This is a genomic window from Variovorax boronicumulans NBRC 103145 (genome assembly GCF_001591345.1).
In the GTDB taxonomy this organism is placed as follows: domain Bacteria; phylum Pseudomonadota; class Gammaproteobacteria; order Burkholderiales; family Burkholderiaceae_C; genus Variovorax; species Variovorax boronicumulans.
On sequence record NZ_BCUS01000042.1, the window covers coordinates 17713 to 35464 of the forward strand.

The 17752-nt window shown below is 60.5% G+C and carries 13 protein-coding genes; 8 read left to right on the plus strand and 5 right to left on the minus strand.

All coding sequences use genetic code 11. From position 1 onward, the window contains the following. The first annotated feature begins 5 nt into the window (after nt 1-5). The 8 genes from VBO01S_RS14295 (at nt 6) to VBO01S_RS14330 (ending at nt 11387) form a co-directional block, all read left to right on the plus strand. Nucleotides 6-617, plus strand: a complete 612-nt coding sequence (locus tag VBO01S_RS14295) for a GspH/FimT family pseudopilin (protein ID WP_062475297.1) — start codon at nt 6-8, stop codon at nt 615-617. Nucleotides 618-658: 41 nt separating this feature from the next. Beyond that, nucleotides 659-1078: a type IV pilus modification PilV family protein gene (locus tag VBO01S_RS14300; RefSeq protein ID WP_492698622.1), complete on the plus strand. Its 420-nt coding sequence runs from the start codon at nt 659-661 to the stop codon at nt 1076-1078. Nucleotide 1079: 1 nt separating this feature from the next. Further along, nucleotides 1080-2222, plus strand: coding sequence for a PilW family protein (locus tag VBO01S_RS14305; protein WP_062475302.1), 1143 nt, complete (start codon nt 1080-1082; stop codon nt 2220-2222). Between the two features lie 9 nt (nt 2223-2231). Beyond that, nucleotides 2232-2930: a pilus assembly protein PilX gene (locus VBO01S_RS14310; RefSeq protein WP_157627368.1), complete on the plus strand. Its 699-nt coding sequence runs from the start codon at nt 2232-2234 to the stop codon at nt 2928-2930. Between the two features lie 45 nt (nt 2931-2975). Next, a complete protein-coding gene (locus tag VBO01S_RS31825; protein WP_082818136.1) occupies nt 2976-6878 on the plus strand; it encodes a pilus assembly protein in 3903 nt (1300 codons plus the stop codon). Nucleotides 6879-7831: 953 nt separating this feature from the next. Continuing rightward, nucleotides 7832-9280: an oligosaccharide flippase family protein gene (locus tag VBO01S_RS14320; protein WP_062475308.1), complete on the plus strand. Its 1449-nt coding sequence runs from the start codon at nt 7832-7834 to the stop codon at nt 9278-9280. Nucleotides 9281-9347: 67 nt separating this feature from the next. Continuing rightward, nucleotides 9348-10427, plus strand: coding sequence for a methyltransferase domain-containing protein (locus VBO01S_RS31835; protein ID WP_082818138.1), 1080 nt, complete (start codon nt 9348-9350; stop codon nt 10425-10427). 33 nt (nt 10428-10460) lie between these two features. Beyond that, complete coding sequence (locus tag VBO01S_RS14330; protein ID WP_062475314.1) at nt 10461-11387, plus strand: glycosyltransferase family 2 protein; 927 nt, start codon at nt 10461-10463, stop codon at nt 11385-11387. A gap of 26 nt (nt 11388-11413) precedes the next feature. Here VBO01S_RS14330 and VBO01S_RS14335 read toward each other — a convergent pair whose 3' ends face one another. The 5 genes from VBO01S_RS14335 to VBO01S_RS14350 all read right to left on the minus strand — a co-directional run bounded on the left by VBO01S_RS14335 (nt 11414) and on the right by VBO01S_RS14350 (nt 17567). After that, nucleotides 11414-12313 carry a glycosyltransferase family 2 protein gene (locus tag VBO01S_RS14335; protein ID WP_062475316.1) on the minus strand — a complete coding sequence of 300 codons (900 nt, stop codon included), beginning with the start codon at nt 12311-12313 and terminating at the stop codon, nt 11414-11416. Between the two features lie 33 nt (nt 12314-12346). Then, nucleotides 12347-13393, minus strand: coding sequence for a class I SAM-dependent methyltransferase (locus VBO01S_RS31840; RefSeq protein WP_082818140.1), 1047 nt, complete (start codon nt 13391-13393; stop codon nt 12347-12349). A 99-nt stretch (nt 13394-13492) separates the two neighbouring features. After that, nucleotides 13493-14719 (minus strand): glycosyltransferase family 2 protein, encoded by a 1227-nt coding sequence (locus VBO01S_RS14340; RefSeq protein WP_062475359.1) that lies wholly within the window; start codon nt 14717-14719, stop codon nt 13493-13495. Between the two features lie 229 nt (nt 14720-14948). Next, nucleotides 14949-17018 (minus strand): hypothetical protein, encoded by a 2070-nt coding sequence (locus VBO01S_RS14345; RefSeq protein WP_062475318.1) that lies wholly within the window; start codon nt 17016-17018, stop codon nt 14949-14951. A 108-nt stretch (nt 17019-17126) separates the two neighbouring features. Further along, nucleotides 17127-17567 carry a pilin gene (locus tag VBO01S_RS14350; protein WP_062475320.1) on the minus strand — a complete coding sequence of 147 codons (441 nt, stop codon included), beginning with the start codon at nt 17565-17567 and terminating at the stop codon, nt 17127-17129. Nucleotides 17568-17752 lie beyond the last annotated feature (185 nt).

The window sequence follows — 17752 nt, forward strand, 5'->3', positions numbered from 1 at the left end:
GAACCATGCCGATCACCGTGCGTCAACGCGGCTTCACACTGGTCGAATTGGTCGTCACCATCGCGGTGCTGGCGCTGATCCTCTTCGCTGCGATGCCGAGCATCGGCTCATGGCTGGAGAACACCCGCATCCGCAACGTTGCCGATTCGCTGCAAAACGGGCTCCAACTGGCGCGCGGCGAAGCTGTGCGGCGCAATCAGAGCGTGTCGCTGTGGCTGGTGTCGCTCAACGACCCTGCCGTGCTGAGCGATGACTGTTCTCTCTCGGGCGCCAGCGGCGCCTGGATCGTAAGCGTGAACTCGCCGGTCGGACATTGCGCAGATGCGCCGTCCACGAACAGCTCCCCCATGATCGTCACAGGACGCGCATCCGGGGACAGTGGGGGACGAGTCTCAGTGGCGGCCGTGCAATCCGCTGACGGCTCGACCGAGGGCACGCGCGTCACATTCAACGGATTCGGACGCGTTGCCAACACCGACGCCATTGGCCAGATTGACGTGACCGGGACCACCACTGGCGCCCGAGCGTTGCGCATCGTTGTCTCGCCCTCCGGCTCGGTGCGCATGTGCGAGCCGGCCATCGTCGACAGCGCGGCAAAGGATCCCCGTAAATGCTGAATCGAATGAATCGCGTGCGTGCGACCGACCGGCTTCGCCCGATGCGGTGCACGTCCCGCCAAGCACGGCACGCTCGAGGCATCGCCTTGATCGAAGTGCTCGTGGCATTGCTGATCTTCATGCTCGGCGTGCTCGGCTTGGTAGGCCTGCAGGCATCGATGACACGCGCCCAAACCGCTTCCAAGGTGCGCGCCGATGCCGCTTACCTGGCCAGCGAACTGAACGGACGCATGTGGTCCGATCTTGCCAATCTCGCGAGCTATGACGGCGCCGGCTGCGCCTCCCAAGCTCGATGCAGCGAATGGCAGAGCAAAGTCGGCAGCAGCCTGCCTGGTGGGACCGGTGCAGTCACGGTCAATGCGACCTCTGGCGATGTCGCCGTCACCATCAGCTGGACGATGCCGGGTGGTGAAACACATCAGTACGTCACCCACACCACCGTCGCCAAGGCTGCGAACTGAGATGCGCACCATTCACCAATCCCCCGTCGCCAAGTGTCCTTCCCAGCGCGGCTTCACGCTGGTCGAGCTCATGGTCGGCCTCGTCCTGGGACTTCTCACAGTGCTGGTCATCAGCCAGGTGCTCGCGCTGGCTGAAGGCAAGAAGCGCTCCATCACGATGGGCAGCGATGCGCAGGTCAACGGCGCGTTGTCGCTGTTCACCCTCCAACGCGATGTGCAGATGGCTGGCTACGGTGCGGCCGCCAGCCCGGATGCCCTCGGCTGTTCAGTGACGGGGAAGTACGACGCTGGCGGCGCGTCATTCGTTTTTCCGCTGGCACCCGTGGTCATCACCAACGGCACCAGCACCGACACCGACGCGCCGGACACGATCACCGTCTTGCAGGGTCAGACCACCAACTTTTCCGTACCCATGGTCCTCAAGGAGGAGCACCCGCAGTCCAGCAACTATTTCGAAGTGGCGTCCTCATTGGGCGCCGCGGTCGGCAACATGATGATTGCCGTGCCGAAACTCCAGGGTTCCGGCGTGGGATGCACGCTCTTCAGCGTGACCAACGACACCACATCCCCCGCCACGACCCTGGGCCCTACGCGCGTGCCCCACGCCGCCACCGCTGCGAGCAAGTGGAATCAGAACAGCATATTTCCGGCGAGTGGATACATGTCAGGCAGCTATCTGCTGAACATGGGTTCGATGGTCTATCGCAGTTACTCGATCAGCAGTGCCCACAGCCTCCAGATGGTCGAACGCTCTCCGGTGAATGGAGCACTGACCGATCCGCCGTTGGAACTCTATCCGCAGATCGTCAACCTCCAGGCCCTGTACGGCAAGGACACCAATGGCGACGGCGTCGTCGACACCTACGACAACGTGACGCCGACCACCAACGTGGGCTGGCTCCAGGTGCTCGCGATCCGTATCGCGGTGGTGGCGCGCAGCAATCAGTACGAGAAAGAGATCGTCACAGCGAATGCCCCCCAATGGGACGTCGGTGCCAACGCCACCATCGCCGGCACCGCAACCTGCCACGGCACCAGCAAGTGCATTGCACTGCGAGTGAGCCAGGTCGCCGAATGGCAACACTATCGCTTCAAGGTCTACGACACGATCGTGCCGCTGCGCAACGTCCTCTGGAACTCCTGAGTCATCGCCATGCAAATCAGGCCTTTGAATCTTTCCCCACGACGACGCGCACAGCGCGGCGTCTCACTGCTTTTTGCCCTGCTGACGCTGGTTGCGCTTTTGCTTGCAACGTTGGCACTGGTGCGTTCGGTGGATACCAGCACGCTGCTTCTGGGCAACATGGGCTTCAAGCAGGACGCCACCTCTGCAGCAGACCAGGCTGCACGCCAGGCCATTGATTGGCTGACCGCCAACAGCGCCAGCCTGAACACCGATGCGGCATCGAGCGGCTACTACGCAAGCACGCAGGAGCTTGCTGCCGATGGGGTCACTGCAAAACCGCCCATTGATGTCACTGGCCGGCAACTCGCGACAAGCAACAACCGCCAACTGATCGACTGGGACGGCAACACCTGCCAGTCCGCCACGACGGGCACCTACAACGGCTGCACCGTCACCACGGCGGATGCTGGCGTCATCAACAGCAACAACGCCCGATTCGTCATCTTCAGACTGTGCTCCAAACCGGGCAACTACGTCACCGACGCGAGTATCAGTTGCGCCAAACCGATTTCAGGTGGCGGCGCCAACGTGAGCAAGAAGGGCGAGATGAACTACGCCGAACAGCCGTTTCCCGGTGGTGCATCCGGCCCGTACTACCGCATCGTGGTCCGCGTGCTGGGCGCGCGCAACACCGCCAGCTTCACCGAAACCATTGTGCATTTCTGATGAGGAAGCGCCTCCTCCGGCGCGAGACACAAAGAACTCAACATCATGACAAATAGATCCAATCCTGCCCTCGACCGCAAGTACAAAAGGCAGGCCATCTGTTGTGCGGTGATGGTCTGCGCGTTGCTGCTGGGGTCGTTCGCTCCCGTGATCGAAGCGGCACCCACCGACCTCTCGAACCAGCCGCTGGCAACACTCCCTGCGGTTCAAGCCAAGCCGAATCTGTTGTTCGTTCTCGATGACTCGGGAAGCATGGACAGCGACTACATGCCAGACGAAATGTCCAACGGCAGTGGCAACGGCAGGTATGGATACCGCTCCGCGCAGTGCAATGGCGTGGCCTACGATCCGTTGATGACCTATGCGCCACCGCTCAACGCTGATGGGACGTCCTACCCCAATGCAGTTTTTACAGCGGCACGTGTCGATGGTTATGACACGTCGAGTGGCACCACAAACCTCAACAACCGGTACTACTACACCTACAGCGGCACGCAGCCCAAAATGGGCTGGGTATACACCAGCAGTGGCGCCGTCCGGAACACCTTCTACAACGAGTGCCGAACCTCGACTGACTCGTCGAGCGGCGTTTTTACCCTCGTCACGGTCACCAGCGCTTCCAACGACGCTCAAAACTACGCCAACTGGTACTCGTACTACCGCAAGCGCTACCTGTTGATGCGCACCGCCATGGGGCGGGCGATCTCGGTGCTCGACTCGAGCTATCGCGTTGGCTTCAGCACGATCAGCGATGGAACTGCTGTAGATGGGAGCAACTACTTTCGGGACGTCAAGGATTTCGATAGCGACCAGAAGGCTAACTTCTACAGCAGCCTCTACAACGCCTCGCCGAATGGCTGGACACCCTTGCGCGCAGCCTTGTCCAAAGCAGGGCGCTACTTCGCCAACAAGGCCCCAGATCAAAGCTACGATCCAGTCCAGTACTCCTGCCAACGCAACTACGCACTGCTTTCTACAGACGGCTACTGGAACAAGGCCAAGGGCTTGAAGCTCAACGGTACCAGCGAAATTGGGCAGCAAGACGGTAGCGAAGCCCGCCCGATGCGGGATGACACGCGGTTGATCGTTACCACGGTGACACCCTACACCGTGGCGCTGACCCAGAATGCGCTTTCCACCCAGTCCCAATCCAGAGACTGGACGCGCACCTCCGTCACGGTTTCTTCAACGCCCAAGACTAACAATCCGAACAAGGGGAAGTACCTCGTCACTACGCGCACAAATCAGCGCTACACCGAGACGCAAACCCGGACCCGTACAACGCCGCAATCTGCAACCGAGTCCTACACCGAGACGGTCGTGACAACCGATGGTGTCGAGACATCCAGAAGCACCAGCCCGCGCACCACCTCCACCTGGATCAACACCGCGACGCCAACCGAGACGTTCACCGGCAATGGTCCTCCCACTGTTGACAGCAGTTTCACAACTGGGACATCGACCTCGACCTACCAGACCGCAAAGGGAGATGACCAGACGACCTATTCGAATCCGGCCCCTGGAGGCTGGAGTGCATGGTCTACACCAGCGGTCACATCCAATTCGCCCCCGGTTCGCCAGCCGGCCGTTGCAGGCACACCCACTCAAACGCCGTCCACATCTGGCGGCACCGGCAACACACTGGCCGACGTTGCCCAATACTACTTTGCAACAGACCTGCGCACGAGTGCGCTCGGCAATTGCACCTCAAGCAGTTCCGGCAGCAACCAGGATGTTTGCAGCAACATCGTGCGACCGGTCGGTAACGACAGGGCTGCATGGCAGCACATGAACTCGTTCACGATCGGCCTCGGCGTGAGCGGCACGCTGCCTTACGACAAGAACTACCTGACCCAGACCACCGGCACCTACGCCGACCTGACCAGCGGCGCCTTGACTTGGCCTGTGCCGGAGGGCGCGGATCTGAACAACGGCGAGGGTGGCAACGCCACCAACGTCGACGACCTGTGGCACGCAGCCGTCAATGGCCGCGGCCAGTACTACTCGGCACTCGATGCCGGTGCACTGAGCGAAGCCATTAACGGTGTCGTCACCTCGGTGCAGCAAGTGGCCGGCTCCGGCGCCACCGCCTCGACCAGTTCGCTTCAACTGGTGGCCGGCGACAACAACCTGGTCTTCCGGGCCAGCTACACCACGCAGTTGTGGACCGGTGACCTTCAGGCCTTCTCAATCAACGGCTCGACAGGTGTTATTGCGAGTACCGCCACCTGGTCTGCCCAAGCGAAACTCGACGCGACCACTCCTTCGTCCCGCAGGATCTATTTCAGCGATGGCTCGGCCCTTCGAAGCTTCGAGTATGGAAATCTGAGCGCTGCGCAAAAAGGCTACTTCGACAACCTCTGCGGACAGAGCCTCATTGCAGCGCAGTGCTCGCAACTGTCCGCCAGCAACAAGACACTGGCCAACAACGGCACCAACCTGGTCAACTACCTGCGCGGCGTACGGACCCACGAATCGGCCAGCGTCGACGCGTCCAACACCAACATCCCCGCGCTCTATCGCAAACGCGATCATGTGCTGGGCGACATCATCAACGGCGCCCCGGTCCATGTCGGGAAGCCACCGTTCCGGTATGCTGACGCGGGCTACGCTGATTTCGTCACTGCGAAGGCAGCGCGTACGCCCGTGGTGTATGTGGGGTCGAACGACGGCATGTTGCATGCCTTCTCGGCCGCCACCAACGACACGGGCGGCACCGAGCTCTGGGCCTACGTACCGAGCGCAGTCATGCCCAACCTCTACAAGATGGCCGACACGAGCTACGGATCGAAGCATCAATACTCCGTGGACGGCGCGCCGGTCATGGGCGACATCAAGGTCGGAACCACCTGGAAAACCATCGTCGTTGGCGGTCTCAACAGTGGTGGACGCGGCTATTACGCACTCGACATCACCGACCCCAACGATCCCAAGGCCCTTTGGGAATTCACCGACGCCAACCTGGGCCTCAGCTTCGGCAACCCGGTGATTGCCAAACGCAGCGACGGCACCTGGATCGTTACCTTCGCCTCTGGCTACAACAACGCCGATGGCAAAGGTCACCTCTACGTGTTGAATGCCAATACCGGCGCCCTGCTGCTGGACATCGCTACCAGCGACGGCAGCAGCACGGATCCGAGCGGCCTGGCAAAGATCAACGCCTGGATCGAAAGCACCAGCGACAACACGGCCAAACGCTTCTATGGCGGCGATTTGCAAGGCAACCTCTGGCGTTTCGATATTGACGCGCTCCTGCCGCCCAACCGGGCAGCGATGCGACTCGCCAAGTTCCAGGTCGATGCCTCGACGCCGCAACCCATCACCACCAAACCGGAAACCGTCGAGATCTCCGGCCGCCCGGTGGTCGTGGTTGCGACAGGTCGATACCTCGGCGCAACCGACATCACGGATTCGACGCAGCAAAGCATCTATGCGGTGAGAGACACACTTACTGCCACCGGATGGAGCGACGTGCGCGCCGATACTGCGAACTTCGTCAGGCAGACATTTACCTTGAACGGCCCTGTGGCAACGGCCACTGCGGCTTCGGTATCCAATACGGCGGTCAACTGGTCGACCAAGGGAGGATGGTGGATCGATCTGCCGCATTCACGTGAACGCGTGAACACCAACCTGGGCCTGCAATACAGCACCCTGTCGATTGCCACCGCCATCCCGAACGGCGATGCCTGCGCATCGGGCGGCACGGCTTGGCGCTACTACCTCAACGTGGCCAATGGCGGTGTAGTCACCACCAACCCGGCCGGAGGACTCTGGAGCACCGACGGATTGATCATGGGCATGACATGGGTGCAGGACAGCAATGGCAATGCCCGCATCATTTATCAGAAGAGCAATGGCGACAACGTGGTTGAAACGCCGCCGGTGGCAACGTCCTCAGGCTCTGGCAGTGTCCATCGGACCTCCTGGCGTGAGCTGGTGGACTGATCTGCGATGAAAGCGGTCCTGGCTTGGCGTGCGCCAGGCCAGGCGAAGATGCGATACATATTTTGTGCGAGCGCAGTGCTCTCTTTGGCGCTTCACGCCGGCATGCTTTCGACACGCATCTCTCCGGTCGCCCCAATGTGGGCGGCAAGTAGTCCCGTCAAGCATGTCGCCAGCTCCATGCAGGCGCGAACGGTTCGTGCCCTTCCTTCCTTGCCTTCGCCAATTCATGCATCCCCCCCGGCGAGCGAGACGTCTCACGTATCTGGACGCGCGTCCATCCTCAAGGAGGAACTGTCAACACGCACACGATCTCTCGCGGCCCCTGCCCCTGCCCCTGCCCCTGCCCCTGCCCCTGCCCCTGCCCCTGCCCCTGTCGCGCTCGAGGTTGAGATCGACAGCTACATTCCACGCAATCAACTGTCGACGCCCCCCGTTGCCAAAACGACCATCGCGCTCGAGGCTCCGCCTGGCGAATTAACGGACGAGCGACTTGTCGGTATTCTTTCGCTCTTCATTGATGAGCAAGGTCGCGTTCAGCGCATCGACGCCGAAGAGCCGACACTCCCCCCAGCTTTCGAGCAAGCCGCACGCGAAGCTTTCATGGCCGCGGAGTTTTCTCCCGGCGAGGTGAATGGTCTGGCAGTTAGGTCAAGGCTGCGAGTAGAAGTAGTGTTCAACAGCACGTCGCTTTCACTCTGAAGATGCCCCGATGGCTAGCACTCCGGATCGTGTGAAACTTGAAGGCCCGTGTAACCCCGCCGGTCCGCGCGGACTGTTCAACCAGCGGCGAGCTTTGGCCAGGTCCGTTGAGCCACGCAATACACTTGCCGTGATTCACTCGATCTGTCAGCTTGCGTGGGCCATCCGCCCATGTTTCGAACTCGGCGCATTCGGCGCGTGCGTCGCGATCTTGTCCGCGAACTTCTAACTCAACGCCCCTCCTCCTCGAGCACATGAGCCTACAGCGTCACACGGCTTACAACCTGATCGGCCAAGCTCTGCCGCTCGTGGTGTCGCTGCTCACAATACCAGTCTACTTGCGCTTGATTGGGGAGACTCGCTTTGGAGTGCTGGCTCTGATCTGGCTCTTCTTCGGATATTTGGGTCTGTTCGACCTGGGAATTGGCCAGGCAACAGCCCGTCAGCTCGCACAAATGACCGGAAAACCGAAGAGCGAACATGCCAAGGTACTTTGGACGGCGCTGTCGCTCAGCCTCGGACTCGGATTGGCGGGCGCCCTCGCTGCCCAGCCTCTAGGTGCGTGGTTCTTTACACAGCACTCATCCATCGAGGTCGGCTTGCGTGTCGAACTCCTTGCAGCCTTGCCGTGGGCCACAGCATTGGTGCCGGCGACAACCCTCGCAGGCGTGTTGAGCGGTTCATTTCAGGCTCGCAATGCATTCGGAGAGCTCAACCTGATCGGCGCATCAGTCAGTGTGCTGGCATTGCTAGCCCCCTTGGCTGTAGCAATGACGATTGGCATTCAGCTACCTGGACTTGTTGCCGCGGTAGTCGCCGTTCGTTTACTCGTGCTGGTACCGATGCTGTTGCGCTGCGGCACTCACTATCTCGCGGGTTCTTCGGTATCGGTCGATGGGCAATACGCCTGGCAGTTGCTGAGGTTTGGCGGATGGACAACCGTCAGTGGAATTGTTGGGCCGCTCATGACCGTTGCCGACCGCTTTGCAATCGGTGCCCAATTGGGCGCCAAGTCAATCAGCTACTACGTCATTCCCTTCCAAATGACGGAACGCACTACGTTGCTTTCATCGGCACTGAACCAAGCCCTGTTTCCTCGTTTTGCCCGTTCAACCTCAGACGCCGAACGGCATCAGCTGGCCATGTTTGGCCTGCGTACGCTCGGCGTATGGCTGTCGCCGCTCATGGCGGCGGGATTGTTGTTGTCGGCGCCATTCCTCGCGTGGTGGATCTCACCGGAGCTCGCCGTCCAGTCTGCTGACGTGATGCAAGTCCTGTGCTTTGCCTTCTGGCTTAACAGCCTCGCTATCGTGCCCTTCACCAAGCTGATCGCAAGCGGGCGCCCCGATCTCGTGGCAAAGAGTCATATGGTCGAGTTGCTGCCATACCTCGCAGCGTTGTACATCGCGCTTCAAGCATGGGGCCTTGTGGGCGCCGCTGCGGTATTTACCGCCAGGGTTGCGATAGATTTCCTTCTTCTCTCCTACTTGGCGGGCACGCTGCTTTCGACGCTCCGGCTTCTTGCGATCCCTGCAGTCCTTATGGCTGCGATTCTGGCGCTTGTCATGAGGACAAAGCTCTCCTCAACGTCTCAATGGCCGTTCGGACTCGTGCTGTTGCTCGCTCTGCTGGCATGGTCTCTGATCCAAAGGATCACGGCCAATCGCGGGGTGAATCACGATGCGCATGCGCGGTCGAATTGATAGCGACAGCTTCAAGAGCAGGCACGTTGCGAATCAAACGTCCCTTGCAACTCAATACCATTGACTCATGATCACCAGCCCTCGCGATCTCATTGGCCTTTCTATCGATGGTGAGGTCTTGGAGGTAGGCCCCGGTAGCCGCCCCTTCGTCGTTGCACCCACTGCAAAAGTTAGATATGCAGATCGCTCAGTCGAAGGGGGTCGGGACAAGAACTTTCCAGAGTTAGTCGGAATGCCACCTGGTATTCAATCTCACTACGACATCGATCTCGATACTGAAGGACTGCCGCAACTTGAATCAGGCTCTCTTGATGGACTAGTCGCCTCGCATGTCATTGAGCATGTCGCTAATCCGCTTGAAGTCATTGCAGAGTTCTCCAGGGTGCTCCGCGTTGGCGGAAAGCTGCTGTTGGTGGTGCCGGACCGAAGCCGGACTTTCGACGCGATGCGAATGCCCACGCCTTTTTCGGTGCCGCTTGCCAAATATCGTGCGGGTGTGACTGAAGTAGACGAAGCGAGCATTCGTGAGTTTTGCGAGGCAATCTACAACCAGCCACCAATACACCCGCGTGAAGTTCGCGGGTGGTACAACCCAAAGCTTTTGGATGCGGCGCGATTCGCATTGCATCGGAGGCGCACCATTCACGTCCATGCATGGAGTCCGGAGGAGTTTGCGTCATTGCTGGTTGCCGGAATGTCAGAGGGGGCGTGGCACTGGCGATTGAATTCGATGTATTTCGCTGAGCATCTCCCCAGATCTCAAGCCATCGAGTTCGCCCTTCTTCTAGAAAAGATTCCGGACCAAGGTACAAAGCAGGCGCCCCGAAGATTCGTCGAGGACTGGTGTGAGAAGGCGATGGTCGATGCCGTGACTCACCCGCTGCGAATGTTGCGTTTTCAAGAAGCAATGATCAGAGACGGCATTGATCAACAGATCGCCACGCTCCCCTCGATGAAGATGATGGCGCAATGCAAGGCAGAAGGTCGGACGAATTGCCAAGAGCAACTTGCATTGCTAGGGACCGAACTCGATACCGAGCGCGCCCGCGAAAAACAGGCGCGAGAGCGCGGCACCACATTGTTCAAGTCCGTTTCGTGGCACATCACCAACTTGTTAGGCAAGGTGACGGGCCTTGTTCGGGGCTAAGGGGCATATGCGGGCCAACGAACGGAGACTCCCATGAACGTCGTCGTATTGATGTCCACTTGGCAGGGCGAGCGCCTCGTGGAAGAGCAACTTCGCTCCATCCTCGATCAATTGCCAACTGGCGGCCGCGTGATCGTGCGCGACGATGGATCGACCGACGAAACCGTCGCGCGCGTTCAAGCGCTCGGGGATTCGCGCATTACGGTGACCTGCGGACCCAACGTCGGTTTCGTCCGAAGCTTCTTCAAGCTACTCGACGCCGCGCCCGACGACGCAGATCTGATCATGCTGAGCGACCAGGACGACGTATGGCTGCCGAACAAGATCGAGCGAGCTGCCGCACACCTAGCACCGCTGCAAGACAAACCCGCGTTGTATTGCTCACGCCTTCGGCTGGTCAACGAACAGCTGCTCCCCCTCGGTCTATCGCCAATGTGGGAGCGGCCACCGTCGTTTCGCAATGCGCTGACGGAAAATATCGTGACCGGTTGCACCTGTGCTATCAATCGCGCGGCCCTGCCTTTGGCGCGTCAATATGGCGACCCGGATCGCATCTATTTTCACGACTGGTGGCTGTACCTGGTCATCGCGGCGTTCGGCCAGGTCGTCGTTGATCGCGAGCCCACCATCCTTTATCGGCAGCATGGCGCCAATGCGATTGGAATGGGCTCCGGCATGGAACGCTACCTCGCGATCCTGCGCTTTCTCCGCAAGAAGAACTGGGTTCATATCATGTACGAGCAGATCGAGAATTTTCGCGCTGTACACGCCGCAGAACTGAATGCGGTGGACCGACAGTTGCTGGACACTTACTTCGACAGCCGCAGACCAACAACCGCCATGCGACTGCTGATAACCCCAGCGCGCTTTCGCCAATCACTTGTCGGCGATGTGCTGCTGCGCCTGCTTCTGCTGGGAAGCTGGATTACCGGCCGAGGCCTGATCAGCCGCCCCCGATGAGGAACTGTGGGCTGGCCAACACGCGTCTACAACGGCCGCGTTCTCCGTCCAAAGCGGCGCAACATGAAATCACCCAGTCCAGAGAGCATCGCGTACAACTTTGCGCGACGTTCAGTCTCCAGCAACAGGGTAATTGCACTACCACTTGTCAGATCCCAGAACGCTCCCAACGCCCAACGCAGGTCGGCTCCAGCGAAGCGCCGGCACATTTCAAGCTGGTTGCGGGTGATGTAGTAGCGACGTAGCGGAGAGTGCCCAGTCAGCACGAGCGGGAATCCAAATACCACACGGGTTGTGGAATTCCCCATCGAATGGGCAAGTATCACCACTCGGTTTTCCATCACCATCAGCCCCTGGCTGCGACAGCGCAGACAAAACTCCAGATCAACTGTATCTATGAAAAGCCGTGTATCAAAAAATCCCACTTGGGGGAAAACCGATACGCGCACCAAGCTGCCCGATGTGATGGTCGTGCGCACCGACCGCCATTGCTCCGTTTCCTTCAAGATTTCGCCGGCGCGATGGTAATCACGCCCTGTCCCACGGTCGCGATGGCTCATGGCCAGGATCGCGACACGGTCTAGCTGCGGCAATGTCGCAGAAGCAGCCAGCAATTGCGCAATAGCTTCCGGAGCTACCTGGCTGTCCTGATCAAAGGTCGCAAGCCATTCGGCTCCAAATTGAATGGCGGCACGGGCGCCCTGATTGAGGGCTTCGGCAATGCCAAGGTTCTCGAGGTTGAGGACCACTGAGCACCCAGCTTGCAACGCCATTGAATGCACAGCTTCGGCGTTGTTTGAACCGTTGTCCACGACCAAGAGCCCGTGCACTTGCTCGCGCAAGGCCTGCAACCGGTCGGCCAGCTTGTCGTCCGGGTTGTAGGTAACGACCACAGCGAACACTGTGCCGCTCATGGAATCGGACATCGATTGCGATGGGATTGACACGCCGAGAACCATTCAAGCAGACACTGTCGCCGTCAGCGTAATGCACTCTCTCTGTGCCGCATCGCTGTGCCCCAGGAATTCCGCCATATCTTCGCGGATCGCTTGGGAACGGATATTGCCCATTTGCGCCGGATCTGCCAGTCGGCTCAAGGAAGCCATCGCCCGCCAGCCGGATTGCGAAGAAGCAACACGAATATCGATGAACCCGGCGTCCTGAAGCAGCCTTTCCAACGCCTTTGGTGCAAACACTTGGAGATGGTGTGGCGGATGAAGTCCCGCCCAACCCGCACCAAAATACGCATGGCCGCGTGCATTGATGTTGGGGGTTTCGATCCAGAAATGCCCCCCTGGTTTGAGCAATTGACGCGCAGCTCGCAAGAGCGTGGATGGCTCGTGCACATGCTCGATGACATGACTGATGGTGACCGCATCGAACTTGCTACCGCTGTTGACCAATTCATCCAGAGGCCCTTCGTGAACATCGAACCCTTTCGCGCGTGCGACTGCCGCCGCTTGTGTGTCGAATTCGGTGCCACAACCCTGCCAGCCCGCGACGCGTGCCCACGCCAGGAAACGGCCGTTTCCGCAGCCAATATCCAGCACTGTGCCGGGCTTGATCGAAACAGGAAGATGCCGCATGGCCGCATCGAAACGCGGCCTCAAAAATGGGCGAAGCCACATCGCGCCTGCAAAGACATCCCTCGGCTTGAACGGCTTGCTGCTGAAGCGCACGCGAATGTATGCGCGCAGGATGGCCTGTTTGAGAGACCCACGCCAATCCGTTCCTGGCTGCTCTGGATCATCGTCCAACTGGCTTTCGTGCGTTCCGTAGTCTTGATACGCTAGATGGATCGTTTGACGATTGGGCCTGGGATCCAAATAGGCTGTGCCGCACTGCTCGCAGCCGTACAGATCCCAACGTCCCGGTGCGTTGAACAAATGATCTGCCAAGCCCTGATGCACGCAATGACGGCGCTCACCTGCGCAGATCGGGCAGGCGCGCAGATGCTCCAGGCCTTCGGATGGCCAATCACGACTCTGGTTGTTCTCTTTACTCATGCTGAGAGGTGGGCAAGACTTGCCTGTTCCGATGAAGTGCTCAATGGAGCAAGGATATGCAGGAGCGCAGACTGCCGGTTGGCCAGCCTGCAACACCGTTCATGTCCCTGGGAGCTCGGGCTCGATGCCATGCGCAGGCCTGGCTCCTCGCCGCAGGTCGAAAGCGCTTCGAAGCGCTGCAAAAAAAATCGCAGCCAACAACGATTGCGTTCCCATCAACAACAGCGCAACGCCGGGGATGATCTGCCGCATGGCGGTCTCGGGATCCAGCGCTCCGAAGCCGGTACGCCCCCATTGCCACGTGAGGCTCGCACACATTGCCAATCCAGCCAGCGTCGCAAGCGCTCCCCCGACCGACAGCCATCCTCCGCCGGCCGCGCGCAGCGCCCATCGTTCCCGCGGGTGCGGCGTATTCAGACGCGCGCAATGCCGAGCAAGTACAGCGCCCATGGCGAACAGCATGGTCTGATAGCCCACCACCATGCCTGCGGCCGCGAACAGTTGGGTATGGATGCCGACCGGCCAGCGGCCCAGGTTGACCGGGTGGAAGTGCGCAAGCAACAGTTGCGTGAGACTCAACAAGGTCAGCACCGCACCCGGATACAGAAACAACCAGCGCGGCGTGAACAGCAGCAGAAATCGGAAATGCCGCCAGCCGTCGCGCCAGGTCCGCAAATGCGGGGGCCGATCTCGGCCGTCCGGAGAAAGAACGGTCGGCACTTCGGCGACACGCAGCCCGCTCAAGGATGCCTTGACGATCATCTCGCTGGCGAACTCCATGCCTTCACAACTTAGCTCAAGTTGTCGGATGGCTTCGCGCTCGAAGCCGCGCAAGCCGCAGTGGAAGTCGCCAATCTTGGACTTGAAGAATAGCCGTCCCATGAAGCTGAGCACCGGGTTGCCCAGGTAGCGATGCAATGGAGGCATTGCACTGGGCAAGATGCCACCGCGGAAGCGGTTCCCCATCACAAGCTGATTTCCCCCGCGCAGTTCGGCGACAAAGGGGGCAAGGGCGCCGAAGTCATAGCTATCGTCGGCATCGCCCATGATGACGTAACGGCCTGCCGCAGCATCGATGCCGGCGATCAGTGCCGCACCATAACCGCGCACCGGCACGTCGACGACGCGCGCGCCGCACGACGCAGCCAGCCTCTGTGACCCATCCGTCGAGCCGTTGTCGGCCACCAGCACTTCACCGTGAATGCCGGCGAGCGCCAGGAAGGCTTTTGCCTTGCCAATGCAAGTCGGCAAAGTGCGCGCCTCGTTGAGGCAAGGCATCAGGATCGTCAATTCGAGCTGTGGCCCAGCCCCGACGACGGTGGGCATGGATGCGGATATAAGGGGCGGCGATACGTCGGAGATTGAGCGCACGACGGCCTCGCTTGCAGAAGCACCCGGCGTATGGTCGCCCTTGCCGCTCGAGCAGTGCTGCAAAAGGTTGGCCTCGATGGCTGGTATCTCTCCCATACCTCCCACCAGCCCAAAACCTGGCGAGGGGCCTGCATTTGACCCGACAGCAGCGTCGTCCGATGACAACCGAACTTGCGTGATCATTTCAGCGCTTCGAGAGTTCAACATGGGCGCGACCCTCGGTGCGCCAGCAGGTCAGCTTCTGCGGCGATTTGATCCAGTCTTCTTCCCTTCCTATGGTGACGACGTCCCCGCCGCCACGGATCAGGTCGGCGAATCGCACCTGGCCCTCATCGTTGACCCAGGTGACCACGTCGGCATAGTTGCGGCGCCAGATGGCCCCGCTTCGGTAGCTGCCCCCGCCCGACGGGAACAACCAGGGACATGCGTCTTCGACCCGATCGAGCACCAGATCGACAATGACTTTGCGCTCGCGCTCGGTTTCAGTTTGCTTGGGCCCCGGCACCACGCGGCAGGTATAGAGGTAAACCTGATCGCGGGGACCGGATTGAGCCCCCGATCGCTCAACGACATCCGGGTTGCCCTTGTAGCTGATGTAATCGCAGTCCGAGGTGTCGACGCGCAGGCCGAAACGCCGCAGTTGATAGTCGAAAGTCGACGCAGCGGGCGCCACTGGCCGCCCATCCGCTTCGATCGCCCGCACGAGCTTGAGCGTACGCAGCCGTGTGAGGTTGGTCTCGATCACCGCCAAGGCACGCCGACCGACTGGCCCTTCCGGCGTGAGGCCGGTGCTGATGCCCAGGAAAGCCGAACCAGGCGCCAGCGACGGCAGGAGAAACGACTGCGATTGCGAGTCCATTGGAAGATACAGGTACGGCTCAGTTTGCAGACGCTGAGGTATCGTCGCCTGCGCCCATTGTCCGCCCCATGGCTGCCCGCCCCAACGGAATTCAGCTGCCTGCCACAGCAGCACCCCCTGGATGCCGAAGACCACGGCGAGTGCGTAGGCGAGTGCACGCGGCGCGCCGACAAACACGCGATGCAGCCCCGCTGCCAGGAGCACAGCCGCCACGCATGCCATGGGTAGAAAGTAGCGGCTGTTGCCACTGATGGCGATCCAGATCACCCAGCTGATCAGGAACGCCGCAGCCAGACAGGCAAAGGGCTGACGACTTGGTTGCACGGCCGCAGTGGTGCCGCGCCATCGCCGCCACGCGCCAACCGCCAACCCCATCACGACCAGCATCAGCAGGCCAGCATAGCGCGCGTCGGCCGCCATGATTTCGGTGTGAATCAGCCGCCGCGGGCTCAACATGTCGAAGGGCCGCGCAAGCGCTTCGGTCAGAGAGGAGGGTAGAAAGCGCGGGTCGCGCATTGCGTTGAACAATCGTCCCAGCGCTTCGATCGCCGACATGTACGGAGCGGTTTGGTTGCGCATCTCCCCTGTCGTGGCGTCGGGTGGCTGAAAGACATCGTTCAACATCGGGAAGAACGGGTTGCCGAAGGCCTGCTCAAGGCGCCATGCCCATGGCGCGAAGATAGCGAACGCGGCCCCGCCCGCACAGACCGTAAATACCAGCACGGCGCGCACTCGCAACCGAACCGTCGCCACGCAGCCCAGCACGAATGGCAGTGCCGGGATAAGCGCCAGGAACGCGTTCGACAGCTTCAACGCCGCGGCCGCGCCGAGCAACGCGCCAGCCAAAGCGACAAGGCCGAGGCGGCCGCCATTGAAAGCGTTTGCGATCGCGACGTATCCGCCGAGCGCCAACGCACCCGTCGTGATGTCGGTGAATGACGAGCCTATTTCCTGCAGCAGCACAGGATTGAACAACGCAAGCCCAACCGCAGCCCAGGTCACCACGATAGGGGCCGTGCCATCACTGCGGCGGCTGACGGCGCACGCCAGTTCGTAGGTCATCCACAGGATCACGCTGTGCAGGCACGCGAAGGTGATGCCGATGGCGAGCGAGGGCCAGCCCGCATGCACCATCAGGTACAGGGGGAGATGCGCGTAGGGGTTCAGATAGGTCAGTGACCCCACCGGAAAGAAGTCGATCGCAAAGCGATCGTTGAGGGCACTGAAACCAGCGTACAGGTGGTAATGCAGCGCATCCCATGGCACGTCCTTGCCGGCGAAAAGCGTCCACGCGACCGCGAGCAGCGTGCATATGACGTAGACCGCTGGGCGCGTGAGACTGCGGTTCGCATCGGCAAACCTGAGCCGGCGTCCAACGTTGATAGAGAGGTTCATCCGGCTGAATGCAGAGGGATTGTCGAGTGCGGCATCGTCGCCGCACAGCGATCAACGAAAAAGCGGCCCGTCGAAGGGCCGCTTTTCATCAAGGCTAGCTCACCCAGTTCAGGGGCGGCATTCAGCCGGCACGAACTTCACATTGATGGTCGTCGTGCACTTCCACGTCAGTTGAGCGCTGCCGGTGGCGACGGCCGTGGGGGTCAGGACGATGTTGCCGCCTGCGCCCGGAATGAGTGAAGCAACCGTCACTTCGCCCCCAGCTGCAATTGTCACGCCCGACACATATTTGGTGGCACCAGGGAAGCTGTAGCCGTTATTGGTCGCCGTCACAGATTGCAGATCCCCGAACGACGACGCCGTTTCGGCCACTGCCAATTTGGCCGGCGCTGCCATCAGAAGAAGTTCGCTGACCTTGGCGCGGGTCGTGTAATCCTGATAGGCCGGCAGCGCCACCGCAGCCAAGATACCAATGATCGCCACAACGATCATCAATTCGATCAGGGTGAAACCCTTTTGCACATTGCGTGCGATAGAACGACGGTTCATTCATTAACTCCAGGTTGGTTTGTAAAGCCCGGGAACCAGCCCGGAGCGGAGTAACTTCCGCAGCATCCGTGCCACCCAGCTTCCCCACCCTGCAGCCCTCGATCAGGCCGCCTTTGGTCACAAGATGGTTACATGATGTGACACAACTCGCACTCAGATGCCAATTGTGTCGACAAATTTGTCAT

What these genes read in the sequence shown, in the direction of transcription:
- VBO01S_RS14295 (WP_062475297.1), top strand. Translation starts at nt 6, where the DNA reads ATGCCGATCACCGTGCGTCAACGCGGCTTCACACTGGTCGAATTGGTC.
- VBO01S_RS14300 (WP_492698622.1), top strand. Translation starts at nt 659, where the DNA reads ATGCGGTGCACGTCCCGCCAAGCACGGCACGCTCGAGGCATCGCCTTG.
- VBO01S_RS14305 (WP_062475302.1), top strand. Translation starts at nt 1,080, where the DNA reads ATGCGCACCATTCACCAATCCCCCGTCGCCAAGTGTCCTTCCCAGCGC.
- VBO01S_RS14310 (WP_157627368.1), top strand. Translation starts at nt 2,232, where the DNA reads ATGCAAATCAGGCCTTTGAATCTTTCCCCACGACGACGCGCACAGCGC.
- VBO01S_RS31825 (WP_082818136.1), top strand. Translation starts at nt 2,976, where the DNA reads ATGACAAATAGATCCAATCCTGCCCTCGACCGCAAGTACAAAAGGCAG.
- VBO01S_RS14320 (WP_062475308.1), top strand. Translation starts at nt 7,832, where the DNA reads ATGAGCCTACAGCGTCACACGGCTTACAACCTGATCGGCCAAGCTCTG.
- VBO01S_RS31835 (WP_082818138.1), top strand. Translation starts at nt 9,348, where the DNA reads ATGATCACCAGCCCTCGCGATCTCATTGGCCTTTCTATCGATGGTGAG.
- VBO01S_RS14330 (WP_062475314.1), top strand. Translation starts at nt 10,461, where the DNA reads ATGAACGTCGTCGTATTGATGTCCACTTGGCAGGGCGAGCGCCTCGTG.
- VBO01S_RS14335 (WP_062475316.1), bottom strand. Translation starts at nt 12,313, where the DNA reads ATGTCCGATTCCATGAGCGGCACAGTGTTCGCTGTGGTCGTTACCTAC.
- VBO01S_RS31840 (WP_082818140.1), bottom strand. Translation starts at nt 13,393, where the DNA reads ATGAGTAAAGAGAACAACCAGAGTCGTGATTGGCCATCCGAAGGCCTG.
- VBO01S_RS14340 (WP_062475359.1), bottom strand. Translation starts at nt 14,719, where the DNA reads ATGCCCACCGTCGTCGGGGCTGGGCCACAGCTCGAATTGACGATCCTG.
- VBO01S_RS14345 (WP_062475318.1), bottom strand. Translation starts at nt 17,018, where the DNA reads ATGAACCTCTCTATCAACGTTGGACGCCGGCTCAGGTTTGCCGATGCG.
- VBO01S_RS14350 (WP_062475320.1), bottom strand. Translation starts at nt 17,567, where the DNA reads ATGAACCGTCGTTCTATCGCACGCAATGTGCAAAAGGGTTTCACCCTG.